Genomic DNA, 21,464 nt, shown 5'->3' on the forward strand with positions numbered 1-21,464 from the left:
GTTTAATAAAGAAGGGGTACACCACCCCAAGAGATGCGCCAGACCCGGGTGCCTATATGAAAAAGCCTCTCTTAAGGCTAGGCGTCTTTAAAAAAAGCTATAATAACTGATCACAATTCTCAAGCGCACAACACACCCAGTGGACACATGTATCAAACCAGTTAAACCTCCATCCCGCTTGCGACTCTGCTACCAGCTACTCTGATCTCGTCCATTAAGTTTTTACTTTCACAGGAGAGCTCAACCGTATGTGTAGATTCTTGAGCTCCTGCTGTGATATTCACAACAACTTGTGAAGTGATTTCTCTAATAGCACTGATAATGGCGGCAATTTCTGCAACAGATTTGGTGGTGCGCTCGGCTAGCTTTCTAACTTCATCAGCCACCACCGCAAAACCTCTTCCGTGCTCTCCTGCTCGTGCGGCTTCAATGGCCGCATTCAAGGCCAATAGATTAGTTTGATCGGCAATATCTTTGATGGTTTGTGTGATGGAAGAGATGGAATCAGATTGAGCGTTAAGGGTATTGATTTGATCTGCGCTATTTCTGATCGTGGTGGCTACTCCCTGGATGCTTTGCGTGGTTTTCTCAATCATTTCACTTCCCCGATCAGTGAGTGTTTGGTTTTCCTTGATAAGACTCAATGTCATCAGAATCTTTTCTTCTTTGGAGGTAACATCCAAAGCGATTTTAACGAACTTGTAAATATGGCCATCATCATCAAAAACGGGGTTATAACTCGCCTCCAGGTAAACCTTTTTGCGGTTTTTAGCTAGGCGCGTGAAAGTCCCACGCGTAAAATGCCCTGCTTGAAGCCGTTCCCAAAATGCTTCGTATGCAGCACTTTTGACATATTCAGGCTCACAAAAGAGTGCGTGCTCTTTTCCCTTAATTTCGTCCAGAGTATAACCCATTAGGTTGAGAAAGCTTTCATTGGCGTTGAGAACCTTTCTATCGGTGTCAAATTCAATGAGAGCCATACTGGCTAGTGTGGCTTTGTGAATAGCTCTGAGTTCTTGGAGTTCTAGGATTTGCTGAGTAATATCGTTAGCAAATTTAATCACCTTGTGGACTTCACCATTAGAGTTCAGGATTGGGGTGTAGGTGGACTCTAAATAGAGCGTTTCTCCTTTCTTATTGACACGCTTAAAAGCGCCCTGTTTAAACACACCTGAACGCAGATCACTCCAATGCTTTGTATATTCACTAGACTGCACGAGTTGGGAGGTGCAAAATAAAGAATGGTGCTTGCCCTTGATTTCCCCTAAAGTGTAGCCCATCAAACTTAAGAAGTTTTCATTGGCATGCAAAATCATACCATTGGTATCAAATTCAATCATAGCCATGGAACGATTGATGGCATCGTAAAACTGCCTTAGTTCATCAGATTGGTCGTTCAGGGCGGCTTGTGTGCGAATAGTCTCATTTGGTTGTTCATGTCTGAGACGAAAAAATTTCATGCAATCTCCTCGAGTTGTTAAACTACAACACTTGCATTGTAACCAAGGGTGCCAATTCCTTTTAACTTATTTTGCTACCATGCGCAGCAATCTTTTTTTAAGGAATAAGCATGCGCTTTGGTATCATTGGAGTGGGAGGGTTTATCGCTCCCAAACACCTGCAGGCAATTCAGGAATTAGGGCATATACTCGACTGCGCTATGGATATCCATGATAGCGTGCGAGTTTTGGATCAATACGAATTAGATTGTGAATTTTTTAGCAACCTGGAGGATTTGCATTTATATTTGCAGGATTGCGAGGCGCAGGAAAAATGCCTAGACTACATGGTCATCTGCAGTCCTAATTACTTACATTTCGAGCATATCAAATTTGCGCTCTCCCATGGCATTCATGCTATTTGCGAAAAACCCCTTGTTTTAGACCCTGGTGAAATTGATGAGATCAACGCTTTAGAAAAAAAATACAACAGGCGGGTTTTCAATATCTTGCAACTACGCTTACACCCTAATCTCATCCAACTTAAAGAGAATGTACAAGCGGAATTGCTCAAAGAACCAGATAAGGTTTATGAAGTTTCTCTGACATATTTAATTTTGCGCGGGAAGTGGTATTTAAATTCCTGGAAAGGCGATGAAGATAAGAGCGGGGGTCTAGCCAGCAATGTGGGTATCCACTTCTTTGACATGTTGCTAGATATTTTTGGAGGGGTAGTGGACAATGTGGTGCATGTACATCAAAATGATTGTGTTGGGGGGTTTTTGACCTTAGAGCATGCTAAAATCTCATGGTTTCTCTCCATCAATCCCGAGCATTTGGGAGTGCACCGCGATAGCGCGTATCGTTCTCTAGTTTTAGAGGGCAATGAGGTTGATTTTAGCGAGGGTTTTGACGATTTGCACACGCAAAGTTATAAGCAAATTTTAGATGGAGAGGGGATAGGTATTGAGAGTGTGCGCCCGGCAATTGAATTAGTCAATGCTATTAGGTGTATGACACCCGAAGATTTAGACGAAACATGCCACCCCCTATGTCATAAGGCTCTCCACGCTGTGCCCGCAGAGTGAGTCGAAGTTAAAGTAATCTGAGTTGTTGTTGTTCAAGTAAATAGACACGCGTGCAGTCGCGCGCCATTTTTTCATCATGGGTAGCTAGAATAAGCGCGCCTTTTTGGGCATAGGTATAGTTATGCATGACTTGCATTACCGCTATTGCCGTGGCGTTGTCTAAATTGCCCGTAGGCTCATCTGCAAAAATAATTTTTGGCTTCTTCGTGAGAATACGAGCAATAGAGAGTCGTTGTTGTTGCCCACCACTCAGTTCTCCCACATTTTGAGATAGGACATGCGCGATGCCTAGAGTTTCTAAGAGTGCGGTGTCGAGAGGTTGTTGACTGAGTACAGAGGCCACTTGCAGATTTTCTAGCGCATTGAAGCCTTTAAACAAGTAGTGTGCCTGAAAGATAATGCCGATTTGGTAGCGGCGGATGTGTAGTAGAGTTTTCATGGGCAGGGCATAGATATCCTCGTGATCGAGCAGGCGCACAACTCCCTCTAGGGGCTTTAACATGGTAGAAAAATGGTTGAGTAAGCTGGATTTTCCACTCCCACTTACTCCCAAAAGGGCGATGGATTCCTGAGATCGCACATGCAATTGTAAATCCCTGTAGAGCCAATGTTCGAAACGATGGCCAATGTGAGTGGCTTGTAACATCTAAATCCCCTTATTTTGATCACCCCGTAAGGTGGGTGCGAGGATGTAAGAGGGGGAGAAGTTAGTGCTGTGGATAATGCTCTTGTAAAAACGGCGTGCATAATATTTGAGCAACATTCTTTGCAAGAAAGGCTCAATACTAGGCACAAACCAAGCATTGTTGCTGAGGATGACAAAGGTATCTGGGCTATGTGGGTAGGCAAGCGCAGAAGTACCTTCGTAGCACACAAGAGGGCGGAACTTAAAACCTTGCATATCAAAGTCTCTAAAAGAGTCTCCACTCCCTAGCTTTAAAGAAGCAGGCCCAAAGAAGAGGTTTTCAAAGTAGTCTGCTAGGGCTTTGGGCAGAGGCATGGTTTCCCCAAAAGGAGCTAAGATCACCTTGTGCGCGTATTGGTATGTATTGCGATCAAATACATAGGTGGAGTTGTAGAGGGTGTTGTGCTCTTGATAGAGCGCACCGGTGATAATGGTGATGTGGGCACTCAATTCTAGCAATGTGGAGATGAGTGGGCTGGTGTTAAGCACAAAGGGAAAGGCGGTTTCTGGGAGAATAACCACTTGTTTGTGTTGGGCAATTGCCTCGTGAATGAGAGCCAAATTATGCTTGACAATGTCTTGTAGGTGATCATGTTGCCACTTGAGATTTTGATCGGTGTGGGTAGTGGCGATTTTGATCTGATCAAAAGCATTGGTGGGCAAACTAGAGGCGCGCCAATCAATACTCAAAGCCAATAGGGAACAAGCTAGGAGCTTGAGATAGACATGAGTGGAGTTTTTAAAAAATAAAAAGCGTTCGCTCTCATGAGGTCTGAGCAAGGCAATGGCAATGAGGATGCATAAAAAACTCAGTTTGTCGACTCTAAAAACTGAATAAGCAAAGAAAGACTCGGGCACAAACCAATCAAAGCCAAAGGGGTGGATATAACTGGCTAACCATAGGGCGCAAACACGATAAATCAGGGAAGAGCGCCAACATAGCAGATAGAAAATTCCCCCATAGCATAGCGCAATCAGAATCATCATCAATGGGATCAAAAAGACATAATCACTGTAGCGAAAACTGAGCGCGCACCAATAAAAAAGCCCTAAACCCACCAAAAATCCAAAACCAAAGGCTCTATTTTTCTCAACCTGCAGGCAGGCAAGCATACTTAGAGGAGCGAGTAAACTCTCTATACTGATAAGCAACAATGGGTGTTTCACGAGCATGGAGCCCACATACAAAGGTGCTAGAAAAAGGAGGGCTAGTCCCCAATGTGTGCGCGATATGAGCCAGCCCCACGCAGAATCCCTAATCTCTAGCGACGGCAACCATGCTCCTTGTGTATTCCAATATGTCTATAATTTTTAAGCTTACAGAGTTTATAATTCTAGGATAGATTGTCTTAAATTCACTTGGAAATGTGCACGGATGGACTACATTGATTTGATCTTAGTGGCTGTTATTCTCATTGTGGGAATTCGCGGGTTTTACAATGGGTTCATCGATGAGGTGGCGGGCATTTTAGGAATTGTATGTGGTGTGTATTTGGGTTCTAGGCTCGCTTCTGATGTGGGGGCGTGGTTTTCTGCTCGTGTGCACGATTTCCATAGCCCCTCTGTGGAAAGTTTGATTGGCTTCACTTTAGTGCTTGCGGGTGTGTGGATTTTGTTCTTGATGGTAGGGGTTGTGGTGAGCAAAGCAGTGAGTTTCAGCAATTTGGGTGCTATTGATAAAGTCTTGGGATTTCTCTTTGCCTGCGCTAAGATGTATTTAGTTTTTGCGTTTTTGTTACATGGCGCGTCCCGTTTTAGCTTTATGAAATCTATGGATACCTACTTGCGTGCTCACAGCCAACTCTACCCTACCATGCAAGAGATTGCCTCCTATGTCATGCAGCGTCCAGAAGTTCAAGAATTGGGGAAAGTCATCCAGAGTAGAACACAAGACATGAAAGCAAATCATCCAGAGATTCCACACAGCCCAAGTGAGTGAGCCACATGTTTGAAAATGCCTATATCCAGCAGCGTCTTCAGAAAGCAGACCAGCTGCGCGCACATGCCCTTAATCCTTATGAAAACCGCGTAACCCGTTCTTTGAATAACGCGCAATTTTTGCAGAGCTTTAGCGCATTGGGGGAGGGACAAAAAGATACCAAGAGCACGCATGCCTTGGTGGGGCGTGTCAAGTTTGTACGCCTGATGGGTAAGGCGTGTTTTATCAAAATCGAGGATCAAAGTGCACTCCTGCAGGTCTATCTCTCTCAAAACGATCTGGGGAAAGACGCTTTTGATATTTTTAAAAAATGTGTAGAAGTGGGGGATATCCTCAATGTAGTTGGCTATCCCTTTGTAACCAAAACCAAGGAGCTCAGTTTACATGCACTCTCCTACAAAGTGCTGACTAAAGCTATCGTGCCTTTGCCCGAGAAGTTTCATGGCTTGAGTGACATTGAGTTACGCTACCGCCAACGCTATGTAGACCTCATCGCCAACCCAGATGTTAAAGAGGTGTTTAAAACCCGTAGTCAGATTGTGGCTACTATCCGTCACTTCTTTGAAAAACGAGGGTTTTTGGAAGTCGAAACCCCCATGATGCACCCTATTGCCGGAGGAGCTAATGCGCGCCCTTTTGTAACCTACCACAATGCCCTAGAAGTGGAGCGTTATCTACGCATTGCTCCTGAATTGTATCTAAAACGCTTGGTAGTAGGGGGTTTTGAGGCGGTCTTTGAAATCAACCGCAATTTTAGAAATGAGGGCATGGATCACTCCCACAACCCCGAGTTTACAATGCTAGAGTTTTACTGGGCTTATAAGACCTATGAGGACTTGATCGCACTTACTCAAGAACTCTTTAAGGAACTCTTGCAAGCCTTAAACTTACCCAGTCAAATCCCCTATCAAGAGCATACCATTGATTTTAATGCGATCAGAGTCGTGCGCTTTAAGCAGGCCTTGATGGAAATTGGGGGTTTAGAGACTGGTGTAGTTGAGGATAGCGCAGCACTCCAAGCTTTCTTGGAACAACAAGGGGTCAAGCTCGAGGGGCTCATCACACATGGCAAACTCTTGGCCGAGGCCTTTGATCTATGCGTAGAATCTCGGTTAATCAACCCTACTTTTATTACTGAGTATCCCATTGAAATCAGCCCCTTGGCACGCCGCAGCGATACGCACCCTCACATCGCCGATCGCTTTGAACTCTTCGTCGCAGGTAAAGAGATTGCTAATGGTTTTAGTGAACTCAACGATCCCCTGGATCAATACCAGCGTTTTGAGGAACAGGCTAAGGCCAAAGAGCATGGAGATGAGGAGGCGCAGTTTATGGATAATGATTATGTGTGGGCATTAGGGCATGGCATGCCTCCCACAGCTGGGGAGGGGATTGGAATCGATCGTTTGGTAATGCTGCTCACCAATGCCAGGAGTATTAAGGATGTCATCTTCTTTCCTGCCATGAAACCTTTAAAATCCAATCAAAGTGAATAGAATGTCCAGAGTTTTTCATTTACAGGCCCACGACGCGCAACTCTTCGATCTCATCTGCGAGGAGTTGCAACGCCAAACGGATCATTTGGAGATGATCGCCAGTGAGAATTACACTTTTGAGAGTGTGATGGAAGCGATGGGGAGCGTTCTTACCAATAAATATGCTGAAGGTTATCCTTCTAAACGCTACTATGGAGGCTGTGAAGTGGTGGATCGCATTGAAGAATTGGCCATAGAGCGTGCTAAAAAGCTCTTTAAATGCCAATTTGCCAATGTGCAACCCCACGCGGGCTCTCAGGCCAATATGGTAGTCTACCACGCCTTGCTCAAACCTTATGATCGCATTTTAAGCATGGAGCTCAACAGCGGAGGGCATTTAACCCATGCCTCTCCCGTGAGCTTGACGGGGAAGCATTTTCAGGGCTTTCACTATGGTCTAAATGCGGAGGGGTGGATCGACTATGAGGAGGTGTTGCGCATTGCAAAAGTGGTGCGCCCTCAGCTGATTGTATGTGGGTATTCTGCCTATCCTAGAGAAGTGAATTTCAAATACTTCAGAGAGATTGCCGATGAAGTGGGTGCACTCTTAATGGGAGATGTGGCGCATATCGCCGGATTGGTGGTGGCTGAGGAACATCCCCACCCCTTCCCCCACTGCCATGTCGTTACAACCACCACACATAAAACGCTGCGAGGCCCCAGAGGGGGAATGATTTTGAGCAATGATGCCCAGCTCGCTTCCAAGATCGATCGTGCCCTATTTCCCGGCATGCAGGGTGGTCCCTTAATGCATGTGATCGCGGCCAAAGCTGTGGGGTTTTTGGAAAACCTCAAGCCTGAATGGAAGACCTATGCGGTGCAAGTTAAGCGCAATGTGCAGGCATTGGCTCAAGTGCTCTTAGAACATGGGTTTGAATTGCTTAGTGGAGGCAGTGATAACCACTTATTGGTGATCCGACTTAAGGATTTTAGCGGAAAAGACGCCCAGCTCGCCCTAGATAGCGCAGGCATCACTACGAACAAAAATAGTGTGCCTGGAGATACCAGAAGTCCTGTTCTGACAAGTGGGCTCCGATTGGGTTCGGCCGCACTTACCAGTCGAGGCATGCAAGAGGCGGATTTCACCTTTGTAGGGAATAAGATTGTAGAAGTGCTCAATAATATCCACGATCGCGATTTCCATGCCCGCACTAGAGGGGAGGTCGTGGCATTTTCTAAACAATTCAAAACTTATGATGTGCCAATTTTCTAAAGGAGTGGCATGGTAGAGATGGATTTGAGCCTCATCAAACTGCAAACAGATCACTACTACACGCAGCAAGTCGGCTTGGGAAGACGCGTGACCTATTTAGGGCGCTGCTTTTACGACAAATTTGAAAAGATCAACGCCACTCTGACATCTATGCTCATTCAAAAACATTGGCGCAAAGAGATCACCATTGCCCATAACTTGATTTTACCCAACAACAAGGTAGAAAATATTGTCTTAGACTACAATGGCCGTAGTCCGGATCGCTTTTATCATAAAGCCCAACTCCTTCTGCGTGAAGAAGGATTCATCAATTTTACAGCCTACGAGAGCAAAACCCCCGGACATTTACATCTTTACATACACAAGGGACATACAGAACTAGGAGAAGGTTGCAGATTGGCTAAAACTCTTTCTATGAAGCTTGCCCAAAATTTGCCCAACGAATGGCGTATTTTTCCTAATGGGGATCTTCCGCCAGATTTCAATATTCTAATTCTGCCCTATGCAGTCTTTGCTAAAGAGAGGGGGGCAAGCTGGGCAAAGCATATGTAATGGGTTTAATACCTAAAAAAGGACGATTTAATGGATAATTCAGATTTTAGTAAAGACCTCAATAAAAGGCTTGATGAGGCGTTGAACGAACATGAAGCCAAGGGTTCAAAGCTCAAGAAAATCTTGCTCATTGCTGCGATAGGACTCATTGTTTTGGGAGTGGTGTTGGTGGTTTTTTATAAAAGCACGCGTGAACCTCTCAAAAGTGCATCTATGCCCCATGAAGAACACTTGCAAAAAGTGGGCAATCTCCATGACAACACCTTTAACAGCAATAATTTTGAGAACCTAACCTTAGAGCCTTCTACTAATGCTAAAAAAGAAGAAGATAAATTCGATCAAATTGTCAAGGATATCCAGGCTAAGCAGGCACAAAAGGTCCCAGAACCCTCTATTGTCCTCCCTACAAGTCCTTTGGACAAACCTGTGGCCCCTCCGCCACCACCCACCCCCGTGTCTAAACCAGAACCCAAACCCAATGAGAAGAAGTCCTCAGAGAAACACAAAGAACATGCCGCCAAATCCAAGCATGAAAAACACGAAAGGGAGAAGCACGAAAAGGTAGCTCAAAAAACTCCAGAGAAAAAGACTGCACCCAAACCTGAACCTAAAAAAGCTGTGGCAGAACCCAAGAAAGCTGTGGCAGAAAAAGCTCCAGAAAAACCTAAAGAAGCGCCTAAAGTAGCTAAGGCAGAACCAACTAAGGTGTCCCCCAAGAGCGAACCTAGCAAGAGTGCACCTCCTACTCCTCAGCCCAAGAAAATGGAAGAAGTCGCCTTTGATCATGCCAAGGGAGAAAAAGAGAATACGACGAAACCGCAAAAACCCACTATTCCCAAAGGGTTTTACCTACAGGTAGGTGTTTTTAGCAAGACTCCTAATCCAAAATTCATGGAGGCCTTTGTCAAGTATCCCCATCAGATTCAAGAGCTCAACGGGCAAAAGCGTTACTTGATTGGCCCTTACCCTACCAGAGAGCAAGCAGATACTAAATTGGAAGAAGTGAGCCACAACATCGCTAAACCCGTGCATGTGGAGATCAAATAGTTTAAATCTTGAAAAAGGAGTTATGATGTCATCAGCAAAGCAACAAGTGCACACAGATCACGCCCCCAAAGCTATTGGTCCTTATTCGCAAGCCATTAAGAGCACGGATCTGCTCTTTGTTTCAGGGCAGTTGGGCATTGATCCTCAAAGCGGAGAATTGCGTGAGGGCATTCAAAATCAGACAAAGCAAGCCATGGAAAACATGCGTGCTATTCTCAAAGAGGCAGGTTTAGATTTTAATGCAGTGGTCAAGACGACCATTCTGTTGAAAAACCTCGAGGACTTTGCCGCGGTGAATGAAATTTATGGAAGTTATTTCACACAGCCTTACCCGGCGCGCGCCACCTACCAAGTTGCTAAACTCCCTAAAGATGGCCTTGTGGAAATTGAGGCAATCGCACAGGCTTAAGGCATGCAAAAGGATATTTTGATCATTGGTGGAGGCATTGTGGGTTTGAGTTGTGCTTACGCTTTACACCATGCAGGCAGGAAAGTTACGCTCATTGAACAAAATGACGGGAGTAATGGAACCTCTTTTGGTAATGCTGGCCTCGTTTCAGCCTTTAAAAAAGCCCCACTTGCAAGCCCAGGTGTGGTGTGTGATACCCTAAAACTCATGCTCAAGGGACAGGCTCCCCTAAATATCCACTGGGGGTTCAATTTCCAACTCTACAAGTGGCTCTGGAAATTTATTAGAAGTGCTAACGCCAAATCTCTCAAGCGCACTTTAGCCCTTTTTGAACGCTATGGCTGGATGAGCCTGGAAATCTACCATGAAATGTTAGATAGGGGCATGGATTTTTGGTTTAAAGAAGACGGTCTTTTGATGATCTACACCCTCAAAGAAAATTTTGAGAAAAAACTCAAGGCCTGCGCGCATTATCCCTCTCACACTTATGAGATTTTTGATCCCAAAGCAACACTGGAGTACATGCCCATTGCTAAAGAGGAGAATATTTGCGGGAGTGTGCTGCTCAAAGAAAATGCCCATGTAGATGCTAAAGAAGTGATGGAGAGTTTACAGAGCTATCTCAAGAGTGTGGGTGTAGAATTCTACTACAATGAGGAAGTCCTCGACTTTGAATTTGGCGCTCAGAAAATCAGTGGCGTGATCACCAATCGCGAGAAGTTCGAAGCACAAACTATCATTTTAGCCACAGGGGCTAACTCTTATTTGCTCAAAAAAACCCATAATGATTTTTTAATGATGGGCGCAAAGGGCTATAGCCTCACTTTTGAAATGCCCGAAGAGCTCAAACCCAAAACTTCCTCTCTTTTTGCAGATATTTTCTTGGCCATGACTCCACGCCGTAATAGTGTGCGTATCACCTCCAAGCTCGAACTCAACACGAGTGATCCAGGGATTGTCCGCGCTCAAATTGAAAATATTCAGAAAAATTTTGCAACCTTTACACGCCCCTTTGACATGCAAAATGTCCAAGAATGGAGCGGGTTTAGGCCCTTAACACCCAATGATATCCCCTATTTGGGCTATGATTCTCGCTATCAAAATCTAGTGCATGCCACAGGATTGGGTTGGCTGGGAATCACTTTTGGACCTGCGGTGGGGAAAATCATCGCCGAGCTCATTGCGTGTGGGTGTAATGAAAAGAGCGCAGATATCATGCTCTTTTCTGCCTTTTTTAGAGAATGAACGCCCTTGATTGCATTATAAAGATCGCTTCAAAATGGGTTTGGAAATTGTCTTTACCCATGCCACGAGAATTCTATGCTTCCCACGCGCGCTAGTTATGTAGAGATTAATACTCAAGCTTTGGCGCATAATTTTCAAGTGATGCGCACTCTTCTTGGTCCCCAAATGGAAATCATGGCGGTAGTCAAGGCCAATGCTTATGGATGCGGCGCGCTGGAGGTTAGCCGTGTATTCATTGAGCAGGGGGCAGCTTATTTGGGGGTGGCCACTTTAGATGAAGCGCTCGAGATACGCCAGGAATTTAAAACAATCCCCATTCTGATATTGGGCTTCACTCCCGATCACATGGCAGAGAGCCTGATTAAGGCCAATATCACCCAGACCTTGTTTTCTCAGAAACAAGCGTGTCATTTCTCTGATATGGCGCTCAAATTAGGGCGCAAACTCAAGGTTCATATCAAGGTCGACACAGGCATGAGTCGTTTGGGTTATTTTCCAACCCCTAAGAATGCGCGCATCATCGCTAAGATCGCACAACTTGAGGGCTTAGAAGTGGAGGGTATTTTCACGCACCATAGCAATGCCGATGCGCTCTATCATAATTACGCCCAGCAGCAGGCTGTACGCTTTGTAGACTTTCTAGCCCGTCTTGAGCGCGTGGGACTAGAATTTAAGTATAAGCACATGGCCAATAGTGCAGCTGCTATCTGCCTACCCTCTTTTGGTATGAACTTGGTACGCATTGGTTTAGCACTCTATGGCCTGCATCCCTCTATTTACACAGAGCATGCCCTGCAACAACGCCATTTGGCTTTGCGCCATGTGCTCACGCTCAAAGCGCACATTGTTTCTTTGAAGAGCATTCCTGCGGGAAGATTGGTAGGTTATGGGGAAGATTATTATTGCATCAAGAAGACGCGCGTAGGTGTCTTGCCTTTGGGCTATGGAGATGGATTTTCCAAAATCTTAGGCAACAAAGCTTGGGGGCTCTTACATGGACAAAAAGTACCTGTCATTGGGGGAGTGTGTATGGATCAATGTTTTATCAAACTCGATTCCATGCGTGCGCAAGAGGGAGATGAAGTGGTGCTCCTGGGGGATCCGCTGAGTGGAGCCATGGGTGCGGGAGATATTGCTAAAATCTTGGGGATTATCAATTATGAAGCCATCACCATGCTCACCAAGCGCCTGCCTCGTGTGTATTACACCTAGTTGGTCTTCTAAGACATGGAGATTTTCTAATCTAGCTACGGGAGGTCTACAATCCTGGACACAACTTTAGAAGATATTTTGACCCAGCTTTATGATAAAAAAAGTCTGACAGAGGCGCAGATTGTGAGACTCTTTGAGGCGATAACGCAGGGGAGTTTAAGCGCAGTGAAGATGGGGGCAGCTCTCATCGCACTCAAAATGAAACCAGAAAGTGTACATGAGATCGCTAGCGCTGTGCGCTTTTGTCTACGCCTACATTCCCAGCAGAGCACACTTTTGTGTTATGACAATTGTGGCACAGGAGGTGATGGAGCTAACACCATCAATGTGAGCACTATTAGCGCATTAGTGTGTGCTTCTATGGGCATTCCTATGGCCAAGCATGGCAATAAAAGTAGCTCACATGCTGGAGGGAGTGCGGATTTACTCGAATTCTTAGGTGTGAATACCAACATGGACTTTAAGCAGGCTCTAGCTTGCTTGCAACACACTAACTTCACCTTTCTATTTGCCCCTCTTTACTATCCTCACTTCGCCCGCGTGGCTCCAGTGCGTAAAGAACTCAAAACCCGCACCATCTTTAATCTCATTGGACCACTCATCAACCCCCTAGCTCCCAAAGCCCAGTTGCTAGGAGTTTACGATCCCAAATTCTGTTTACCCATGGCAGATGTGCTTTTGGACTTGGGCGTAGCACGCGCGTTAGTGGTGCACGGAAGGGGCTTGGATGAAATTGCTCTCCATGGAGAAACTCTTGTCTGTGAATTACAAGATCAAGAAATCCGACAATATAGGCTAAATCCTAGAGATTTGGGTTTACCCTCCTACACTTTGGAACAATTGCACTCTGAAAGCATAGAAACTAGCGCGCGCGCCTGCTTAGACCTCTTACAAGGACGAGGTTCTGAGGCACACCAAGCTAGCGTTGCGGCCAATAGCGCAGGGGTGCTCTACCTAGCGGGCAAGGTCACAAATTTCAAAGAAGGGGTTGAGATGACCTTAGCGCATTTAAAGAGCGCACAGGCTTATACACATCTGCAACACATCATTAAGAGCAGCCATGTCTAAGTATTTACAAGATATTCTCGCGCATAAACCCCAAGAGATCGCCCTTTTAGAAAAAATCTACACTTTGCCCAGCAACTTGCCCCTCAGTCTTCGAGATTTTAAACAAGCCCTTTTAGAAAAGCGCACTAGCTTTATTTTAGAGTGCAAGAAAGCTTCGCCTTCTAAGGGACTGATCCGTGCAGACTTTAATTTGAAGCAGATTGTCAAAGTCTATAATAAATTCGCCACCTGCATTTCCGTACTCACTGACATGGCGTATTTCAAAGGCTCCTATGAAAATTTGCGCTTTGTGTCTGAGCACACCTGCAAACCTGTCCTATGTAAGGATTTTATTATTACGCCATTCCAGGTCAAATTAGCAAGGCACATGGGGGCAGACGCAATTTTACTCATGCTTAGCGCCCTAGATGACACACAATACCACAAACTTGCCACTCTAGCACACTCTTTAAATATGGCGGTGCTGTGTGAAGTGAGCAATGCCCAAGAAGTGTACAGGGCATTAGGATTGGGCGCGCAGATCATTGGCATTAATAATCGCAATCTACACACCTTACAGGTAGATTTAAACACCACGCACACCTTACGCGCGCTCATTCCTGAAGAGCATGTGGTGGTGAGCGAATCAGGCTTACACACGCATGCTCAAGTGAAATCCCTCGCGCCCAAAGTGCATGGTTTCTTAATAGGTAGTGCATTAATGGGCCAATCTAATCTACACCAAGCATGCGTAGAGCTCATCTATGGTCCCCATAAACTCTGCGGACTCACACGACTTAAAGATGCTAAACGCGCCTATAAAGCCCATTTTCTTTATGGAGGTTTGATCTTTTACCCAAATTCACCCCGCTATATCACGCCTCAAAAAGCTCTTAGATTAGTGCGCAAAGTGCCTGGACTTAAATTTGTAGGGGTTTTTGTAGACCAAGACATTGCTAGCATCATCCATATCACGCAACGCTTACGCCTAAGCGCGCTCCAGCTCCATGGCAATTATAGTGTAGAGCAGATTGGCGCACTCAGGCGCTTTTTAGATTGCGCTATTTGGCAAGTGAGAAGTGTTGATCCGCAGGCGTGCACGCTAGAGAATTGGGAGAATAATGGTGCGGACCTTATCCTATTTGATAGCAAAGGGGCACAAGCAGGGGGCAATGGAGTGAGCTTTGCGTGGGAACTCTTAAGCGCGTGTCAAGAACCCTTCATGTTAGCAGGAGGAATTGGAGTGCACAATCTTAAAGCCGCTCTGAGTGCGGGCGCGCTGGGCTTGGACATCAATTCCGGGGCAGAAAGAGCCCCAGGCAAAAAGAGCTACGCCAAAATCCAAGAGCTCGCCCAGCTTTTGAGAGATTTAACCTAAACAACGGCCCAATACACCACGCATAGCTAAAGTTAAGGGTTTTAGCGCACGATCACTTCGTAGCTCAAACCTTGTTTAGTGAGTTCTTCTAAAAAGGGATCGGGATCGAGCTGTTCCAGATTGAACACTCCCTTAGAATTCGCCCCTCCCCAAATGCCTTTGCAAATCATCATGGCCCCCACCACAGCAGGCACACCAGTGGTGTAGCTAATGGCTTGCGAACCCACTTCTTCATAACACTTTTGATGGTCACAGACATTGTAAATGTAGAGTTTTTTCTCCTGCTTATTTTGGCTACCATGGATGTAGCAACCAATATTGGTTTTACCCGTCGTCTTGCCCGCAAGACTGGCTGGATCGGGCAAAAGTTGTTTTAGTACCTGAATAGGCACGACCTGGGCGCGTCCTCCCTGTGCTGTGGGTACCTCCACGGGGTCGATATTGAGCATACCCACGTTGGCCAAACAACGCATATGATTTAAGTAATTCTCTGAAAAGGTCATGAAGAAACGAATCCGTTTCAGACCCTTGATGTGCTTGACCAAGGACTCCAATTCTTCATGGTAGAGCAGGTAAGAATCGCGCTCGCCAATCCCTGGATATGCCCATGTTTGCTTGATTTCCAGAGGTTTGGTTTCCACCCATGCGCCATTTTCGTAGTAACGCCCCAGCGCACTTACCTCTCTTAAATTGATTTCAGGGTTAAAATTGGTCGCAAAGGGATAGGGATGGTTGCCCGCATTGCAGTCTAAAATATCGATGTTATAAATCTCGTCAAAATGGTGTTTTTGAGCGTAGGCGCAAAAGACATTGGTAACTCCCGGATCAAAGCCACTCCCCAGTAAACCAAAAATCTGGGCTTCCTTGTAGGCCTTATCAAAAGCCCATTGTTCCTTATACTCAAATTTAGCCACATCAGGGTGCTCGTAGTTGGCAGTGTCCAGGTAATTGGTTTTGGTTTCCAAGCAAGCCTGCATAATCGCTAAATCCTGATAAGGTAGAGCGACATTGATCACCACTTTAGGGCGGTATTTTTCTATAAGGGCTATTAATTCTGGCACATTATCCGCATTGACCTGCTCACAAACCACCTCGCCAAAATTTCTCGCCTTGATATCCTTAGCGATCTGTTGACACTTGGAGAGAGTGCGGCTAGCCAACACCACTTGGCTAAAAACTTGGCGGTTTTGGCACAGCTTATGGGCAACTACGTTACCAACTCCCCCAGCCCCAATTTGCAAGACAACGGACATCTCTTCCCTTTTATAATAACACGATGATATATGCTATTATAGGCTAAATATTTTAACGCTTCAATTAAACGGGGTTGCTGATGCAAACGATCACTCTTGATATTTACGGGACTTTAGTGTGCATGGTGGGGGTGTTGTTGTTAGGGCGTTGGATCATCTCCAAAGTTAAGTTCTTGCGCGATTATGACATCCCCGAGCCCGTGGTGGGAGGGGTGTTGGTGGCCCTGGCGATCATGATTGCTCATAAATTTTACGATTTTAAGTTAGTCCTCGATTCGGGGCTGAAAACCCCCTTGATGCTCATTTTCTTTATCACCATTGGATTGAGTGCGGATTTTGCTTCCTTGAAAAAAGGGGGAAAAATGTTGGGCATTTTTGTAGCAGTGGTGGGGGTGTTTGTGGTGATTCAAAATGCCGTAGGGGTAGGGATTGCTAGTCTGATTGGGGCTAATCCTTTGATGGGGCTTTTAGGAGGTTCGATCTCCTTGATTGGAGGGCATGGCACTAGCGCGGCATGGTCAGATGTTTTTGTTAAAACCCCCTATAATTTTGCAGAAAGCTTAGAAGTGTCCATCACCTGCGCGACCTTTGGCCTGGTGAGTGGGGGGCTCATTGGGGGACCTGTAGCGCGCTATCTCATCAAGAAATACAAGTTAGAACCCAGTCAGCAAGACAAAGAACGCATGGAACAAGAACCTCCCAGTGCTTTTGAAACTCCTAAAAAAGAGCGCCTCATCACCGCGAGCAGTTTTGTAGAGAGTCTGGCCCTAGTGAGTATTGCCCTATTGGTGGGCACTTTGATCTCTAAAATGGCGCATGTTAAGGTGGGCGGAGTTACTTTACCCACCTTTGTGTGGTGTTTGTTTGTGGGGGTCGTGTTGCGCAATATGCTTTCTTATTTTAAAATCCACAAGGTTTTTGATCGCGAGGTGAGTGTGATTGGGAATGTGAGCTTGAATCTCTTTTTGGCCTACGCCTTGATGAGTATTGATTTAGTCAAACTCGCTCATTTAGCTTTGCCCATTATCATCATTTTGAGTGTGCAGGTGGTAGTGATGATTCTTTATAGCATTTTTATTACCTTTAGAGCTTGCGGTAAAAACTACGATGCGGCGGTCTTAAGTGCCGGGCACTGCGGCTTTGGCTTGGGTGCAACGCCAACCGCCATGGTGAACATGCAAACCATCACCACCCACTATGGACATAGCCATGTCGCCTTCCTAGTCGTGCCCTTAGTGGGGGCATTTTTTGTGGATATCATTAACGCCGTGGTGATCAAGAGCTTTTTAGCTCTGCCTTTTTTTCATTAAAGGTGAGCCTTGTTTTCTCTTTTAATGCATGCTTGCGTAAAGAGGGCGTGGGAGGTACAAACTTTGGCCTTGCCTAATCCCAGTGTGGCGTGTATGGTGTTAGATCAAAACTTCCAGCTTTTAAGTCTGCAAACCCATGTCAAAGCCCACACCCCTCATGCCGAAGTGCACGCCCTAAGAGAAGCTTTTAATGCCCTTTCTCCCACCCCCTTCCCTAAAGACATCGACCCCCTAGACAAGAAAGCCAATTACAACTTTCTAGCCCACAATCATAATGATCTCTTTGAAGGGTGCACCATTCTAGTAACCCTAGAACCCTGCAACCACTTTGGCAAAACCCCTCCCTGCGCAGCATTGCTATGCGCGCTCAAGCCTAAGCGCGTGGTTGTGGGTGCGCGCGAACAACACCTCCAAGCGATGGGTGGACTAAAACGCTTACAAGAAGCAGGGATTGAAGTCATGGTGCTAGACTTACCCGCTTGCTACGATTTGCTCTACCCTTTTAAATGCCTCTCTACTAAGGGGGTGTTCAACCTCTTTAAGATTGCCACAAGGTTAGATGGAAATTATCAAGGTAAGATTTCAGGGGACAAAAGCCTAGCCTTCACACACAACCAACGCGGGGTCGCCCAAACTCTTATTATCTCAGGGCAGAGCGCGCGCACCGATCGCCCCCTGCTCGATCACCGCTTCGCTGATCCACTTTATCAAGAACGCCTTTGCGATGTAGCGATTTTGAGCCGTAACCCCATCATCGATCGCACTCTACCTCTTTTTAGTGTGCCCGGGCGTGAAGTCCATCTATGCACTCGCGTGCAGGATTTACCCCTGCATATCAGCTTTAACATCATTGAGGGAGGGTGGCACTTGCTGGCCAGCCTGCAAGATCACATTGATATGCTCTTAACCCACACCAATGCTTCCCTAGAGCCCCACCACCCTATCCCCCACCACGCACAGGCCCACTTCACCCCCCGACACGCCCAGATTTTAGATCACGACTTGCTCACATGGCACTCTTGCGGCTCTACCAACCCTTAGGGGGGTATGCCTACAATAGCGACAGCCTCTTTTTAGCCCATTTCGCCCGCCCCTTTATCAAAAAACGCGCTAAACTCTTAGATGTGGGTGCGGGCTGTGGGGTGGTGGGTTTGCTCTGCGCTAGAGAATGGGGCAACCCCCTAGATTTGATCGAGGTCGATCCCAATCTGGCTTTTTTTGCCCAGCAAAATAGCATCCATGTCTCCCATGCACGCGTGATCTGTGATAATTTTTTACATGCCAACCTTGAAACTTATGATTGCATTCTCTCCAATCCTCCCTACTATCACCTCAACAGCCCCCAAAGCTCCAACCCCCAAATTGCCCGCGCCACCAACCAAAGCTTTTTACCCTTAAGCGCGCTGTGTGCCAAGGCTTACAGCCTTCTAAAACCCCATGGTTATTTTATTCTCTGCTACCATGCTAATTTAGCAGATACTCTACTTTTTCATCTGCAAAACGCCAAACTTAACCCCGTGTGCATGCGCTTCGTGCATCCCTTTAAACACAAAAAAGCCACTCTTGTACTCTGTTGTGCGCGCAAGAGCTCTAAAAGCCTGCTAGAAGTCCAACCTCCACTCATCACGCATAACTCCAAAGATCAGCGCGATGTAACTCCTGAGGTGGCCAGTATTTATGCCCATGCCCAGACCTACAGCATTAAGGCAACACTTGGGTAAAATTCCCTGCGCGCATTGTCAATTACTCTACCCCCCCCACGCCCTCAAAAAAGCCCCCGAGCAGGACCTCTATTTTTGCTGTGCAGGGTGTGAGAGCGTGTATTTTTTACTGCATTCTTTAGAATTGGAGAACTTCTATGATAAATTAGGGGATAAGACCCTCCAGCCTATCTCAGAGCCACAAAGCCCCATCTCTACTCACTATGACACTTCCCAATTCTTAGAGGCCTTTAGCACCCCCACCAAAGAGGGACTAGAGGTGGCGCTTATTTTAGAAAATATCCATTGTGCGGCGTGTATTTGGCTCATCGAACATGTACTTTTAAAACAAGAAGGGGTTAATAAGGTGCAGGTTAATTACACCACACACAGGGCTTATATTGACTTTGACCCCCAGAATATCCCCCTCTCAAAAGTATTGAGTACCATTGAGACCATTGGGTATCGTGCGCGCGTCTTTGATCCCAAAATCGAGAGCGGAGGCAAAAAAGCGCATTATCACCACTATGTGGCTTTGGTGGTGGGCATTTTCTCTACCATGAATGTGATGTGGATTGCCATTGCCAATTATGCGGGTTATTTTTCGGGGATGGACGCTAACATGAGCTTTAAGCTCAATATCGCCTCGTGGGTTTTGAGTAGTCTAACCCTCTTTATCACGGGAGCAGCATTTTTAAAGGGGGCGTTTTACGGGCTCAAAAACGGCTTTTTTGGCATGGATTTGAGCGTGAGTCTAGGCGCACTCACAACCTATCTTTATTCGATTTATGCCACTTTCCATGCCCAAGAACCCTATTTTGAATCGGTGAGCATGATCATCACCTTAGTTTTCATCTCTAAATTCTTAGAGCTCAAGGCCAAGATACGGGCGAATACCCTGCTAGATAGCTTGCAAGGCGCACTGCCTTCCCAAGTGTTACTCTTGCGCGAGACAGAGGGGGGAGTAGAGCGCGTGCTAGTTTCTCCGACCGAGGTAAAAATTGGGGATCGCATCGAGGTTTTGAGTGGGGAGTGTGTCGCCTCAGATGGAGAGCTAGAGAGCGCACACGCACAGGTGAATAGTCAAATTGTCAATGGAGAGATCACCCCCTTAGACTTACACGCCGGGCAGAGCGTGCTCTCGGGCTATAGCAATGTAGGAGCGAGTTTTGTCTACCGCGTGCGCACCCCTTTTAAGCAATCCTTTCTAAGTCAAATGGTGCGCTTGGTTCAAAAGAGTTTCACCCAAAAGCCCCAAATCCAAATGCAGGCAGACAAACTTGCCCACCGCTTCACCCAAATCGTGCTGTTCATCACTTTAGTCAGTTTGCTAGGCTGGGGATTCTTGGGTGGGGTGTGGGAGCGCGCGCTAGTGATTAGTGTGAGTGTGCTCATCATCGCCTGCCCATGCGCCTTTGCCCTAGCTACCCCGATTGCTCTTGTCTTAGCGACTAATCAGGCTTTTAAGAAGGGGATTTTATGCAAACAGGCCGCTAGCCTAGAAACTCTGGCTAAAGTGCAAAAACTCTTTGTGGACAAAACCGGCACGCTCACTATGCCCACTCTCCAAGTACAAGATTATAAAGTTTATAGGGACTACAACCCTCATTGGCTCTTAAGTCTAGTCGTGCACAACCCCCACCCTGTCTCTAAGGGAGTGAGTGTGTGGACACAAGAAAACTTTAACACCCAAGCTAGCACACCCTTAGATTCTCTAACCCAAGAGGTAGGGGGATTGAGGGGGGAAATTGGCGGGCATATCTTACTGGGGGGGAGTGTGGAGTATTTACGCGCGCAGGGAGTAGAGATTGCGGAGCAATCTCAAGAAAGCCACTTTGCCTACAGCGAAGATGGAGAGATTAAAGCCCTCTTTAACTTGCACGCCCCCCTAAAGCCAGACAGCGTGCAGAGTGTGCGCGCCTTGCAAGAAATGGGGCTAGAAATAGAAATTTTAAGTGGGGATTCTAGCGTGCAGGTGCATCACATTGCCCAAAGCTTGGGCATTGCCTGCCATGCCCCCCTAAGCCCGGAGCAGAAATTGACCCATATCCAAGGGGCTTTAGCACGGGGAGAAATGATTGCGATGGTAGGCGATGGGATGAATGACGCGCCCTCTCTGGCGCAAAGTCAGGTTTCTTTGTGTATGTGTGAGGGGCATGATTTGAGCCTGCTACATAGCGATGTGATTTTGCTCAATACCTCTTTTAAAAGCGTGCTGAATGCTTTTGTCATCGCCAAACAAGCCCACCAGCGCGTGCGCCAAAACCTGCTCATCAGCACGCTCTACAACGCTTTACTCATTCCCTGCGCGGTGTGTGGGTTCATTAACCCCCCCTTAGCTGCCCTAAGCATGAGCCTAAGTTCTCTGTTAGTGGTGGGGAATAGTTTTAGGTTGCGGGGTTAAAATTAATA

General features: G+C 46.4%; 19 protein-coding genes and 1 pseudogene. 15 read left to right on the forward strand and 5 right to left on the reverse strand.

Features of this window, described 5'->3' with window-relative positions:
- Positions 1 to 161 precede the first annotated feature (161 nt).
- Together KCO92_RS07540 and KCO92_RS07545 are read right to left on the reverse strand one after the other, a co-directional pair.
- Entirely contained in the window at positions 162 to 650 is a 489-nt protein-coding gene (locus tag KCO92_RS07540) for a methyl-accepting chemotaxis protein (RefSeq protein ID WP_267892211.1), read from the reverse strand.
- Between the two features lie 21 nt (positions 651 to 671).
- Positions 672 to 1,460, reverse strand: a pseudogene (locus KCO92_RS07545) (PAS domain-containing protein); the annotation flags it as partial.
- 110 nt (positions 1,461 to 1,570) lie between these two features.
- Between KCO92_RS07545 and KCO92_RS00745 the strand changes: the two are divergent.
- Positions 1,571 to 2,527 carry a Gfo/Idh/MocA family oxidoreductase gene (locus tag KCO92_RS00745; protein ID WP_104695923.1) on the forward strand — a complete coding sequence of 319 codons (957 nt, stop codon included), beginning with the start codon at positions 1,571 to 1,573 and terminating at the stop codon, positions 2,525 to 2,527.
- A gap of 7 nt (positions 2,528 to 2,534) precedes the next feature.
- Here the strand turns inward: KCO92_RS00745 and KCO92_RS00750 are convergent, their stop codons facing one another.
- Both KCO92_RS00750 and KCO92_RS00755 read right to left on the reverse strand, forming a co-directional pair.
- Complete coding sequence (locus tag KCO92_RS00750) at positions 2,535 to 3,173, reverse strand: ATP-binding cassette domain-containing protein (protein WP_104695922.1); 639 nt, start codon at positions 3,171 to 3,173, stop codon at positions 2,535 to 2,537.
- Positions 3,174 to 4,487 (reverse strand): apolipoprotein N-acyltransferase, encoded by a 1,314-nt coding sequence (locus KCO92_RS00755; RefSeq protein ID WP_104695921.1) that lies wholly within the window; start codon positions 4,485 to 4,487, stop codon positions 3,174 to 3,176.
- Between the two features lie 100 nt (positions 4,488 to 4,587).
- Here KCO92_RS00755 and KCO92_RS00760 point away from each other — a divergent pair, with 100 nt between their 5' ends.
- The 10 genes from KCO92_RS00760 (at position 4,588) to trpCF (ending at position 14,789) form a co-directional block, all read left to right on the forward strand.
- Positions 4,588 to 5,151: a CvpA family protein gene (locus KCO92_RS00760; RefSeq protein ID WP_104695920.1), complete on the forward strand. Its 564-nt coding sequence runs from the start codon at positions 4,588 to 4,590 to the stop codon at positions 5,149 to 5,151.
- Positions 5,152 to 5,156: 5 nt separating this feature from the next.
- The gene (gene lysS, locus KCO92_RS00765; protein WP_104695962.1) at positions 5,157 to 6,647 is read left to right on the forward strand and encodes a lysine--tRNA ligase; all 1,491 of its coding nucleotides are present in this window, start codon (positions 5,157 to 5,159) and stop codon (positions 6,645 to 6,647) included.
- A 1-nt stretch (position 6,648) separates the two neighbouring features.
- Entirely contained in the window at positions 6,649 to 7,899 is a 1,251-nt protein-coding gene (locus tag KCO92_RS00770) for a serine hydroxymethyltransferase (protein WP_104695919.1), read from the forward strand.
- Between the two features lie 9 nt (positions 7,900 to 7,908).
- Positions 7,909 to 8,451 (forward strand): DUF1882 domain-containing protein, encoded by a 543-nt coding sequence (locus tag KCO92_RS00775; protein WP_104695918.1) that lies wholly within the window; start codon positions 7,909 to 7,911, stop codon positions 8,449 to 8,451.
- A 30-nt stretch (positions 8,452 to 8,481) separates the two neighbouring features.
- Positions 8,482 to 9,498: an SPOR domain-containing protein gene (locus tag KCO92_RS00780; protein WP_199766050.1), complete on the forward strand. Its 1,017-nt coding sequence runs from the start codon at positions 8,482 to 8,484 to the stop codon at positions 9,496 to 9,498.
- Between the two features lie 25 nt (positions 9,499 to 9,523).
- Positions 9,524 to 9,907: a RidA family protein gene (locus tag KCO92_RS00785; RefSeq protein WP_104695917.1), complete on the forward strand. Its 384-nt coding sequence runs from the start codon at positions 9,524 to 9,526 to the stop codon at positions 9,905 to 9,907.
- A 3-nt stretch (positions 9,908 to 9,910) separates the two neighbouring features.
- Positions 9,911 to 11,152 (forward strand): NAD(P)/FAD-dependent oxidoreductase, encoded by a 1,242-nt coding sequence (locus tag KCO92_RS00790; RefSeq protein ID WP_104695916.1) that lies wholly within the window; start codon positions 9,911 to 9,913, stop codon positions 11,150 to 11,152.
- Between the two features lie 75 nt (positions 11,153 to 11,227).
- A complete protein-coding gene (alr, locus tag KCO92_RS00795) occupies positions 11,228 to 12,364 on the forward strand; it encodes an alanine racemase (protein WP_104695915.1) in 1,137 nt (378 codons plus the stop codon).
- Positions 12,365 to 12,439: 75 nt separating this feature from the next.
- Positions 12,440 to 13,432 (forward strand): anthranilate phosphoribosyltransferase, encoded by a 993-nt coding sequence (gene trpD / locus KCO92_RS00800; protein ID WP_411710211.1) that lies wholly within the window; start codon positions 12,440 to 12,442, stop codon positions 13,430 to 13,432.
- Entirely contained in the window at positions 13,425 to 14,789 is a 1,365-nt protein-coding gene (gene trpCF, locus KCO92_RS00805; protein WP_104695913.1) for a bifunctional indole-3-glycerol-phosphate synthase TrpC/phosphoribosylanthranilate isomerase TrpF, read from the forward strand. Before trpD ends, trpCF begins: the two co-directional genes overlap by 8 nt.
- Before the next feature lie 41 nt (positions 14,790 to 14,830).
- Here the strand turns inward: trpCF and KCO92_RS00810 are convergent, their stop codons facing one another.
- On the reverse strand, positions 14,831 to 16,042 hold the full coding sequence (locus tag KCO92_RS00810) for a saccharopine dehydrogenase family protein (RefSeq protein ID WP_104695912.1): 1,212 nt from the start codon (positions 16,040 to 16,042) through the stop codon (positions 14,831 to 14,833).
- 80 nt (positions 16,043 to 16,122) lie between these two features.
- On the opposite strand from KCO92_RS00810, the gene gltS reads away from it, so the two are divergent.
- Genes gltS through KCO92_RS00830 form a run of 4 tightly spaced genes read left to right on the forward strand, consistent with a single transcriptional unit; the run spans position 16,123 to position 21,456 of the window.
- Positions 16,123 to 17,352, forward strand: a complete 1,230-nt coding sequence (gene gltS, locus KCO92_RS00815; RefSeq protein ID WP_104695911.1) for a sodium/glutamate symporter — start codon at positions 16,123 to 16,125, stop codon at positions 17,350 to 17,352.
- 24 nt (positions 17,353 to 17,376) lie between these two features.
- Positions 17,377 to 18,393 carry a dihydrofolate reductase family protein gene (locus KCO92_RS00820; RefSeq protein WP_210647442.1) on the forward strand — a complete coding sequence of 339 codons (1,017 nt, stop codon included), beginning with the start codon at positions 17,377 to 17,379 and terminating at the stop codon, positions 18,391 to 18,393.
- Positions 18,363 to 19,073 carry a tRNA1(Val) (adenine(37)-N6)-methyltransferase gene (locus tag KCO92_RS00825; RefSeq protein ID WP_199766154.1) on the forward strand — a complete coding sequence of 237 codons (711 nt, stop codon included), beginning with the start codon at positions 18,363 to 18,365 and terminating at the stop codon, positions 19,071 to 19,073. The genes KCO92_RS00820 and KCO92_RS00825 overlap by 31 nt, the downstream gene beginning before the upstream one ends.
- Complete coding sequence (locus tag KCO92_RS00830; protein ID WP_104695122.1) at positions 19,066 to 21,456, forward strand: heavy metal translocating P-type ATPase; 2,391 nt, start codon at positions 19,066 to 19,068, stop codon at positions 21,454 to 21,456. The genes KCO92_RS00825 and KCO92_RS00830 overlap by 8 nt, the downstream gene beginning before the upstream one ends.
- Positions 21,457 to 21,464: the final 8 nt, after the last annotated feature.

The organism is Helicobacter salomonis (assembly GCF_017979425.1).
GTDB classification, from domain to species: domain Bacteria; phylum Campylobacterota; class Campylobacteria; order Campylobacterales; family Helicobacteraceae; genus Helicobacter; species Helicobacter salomonis.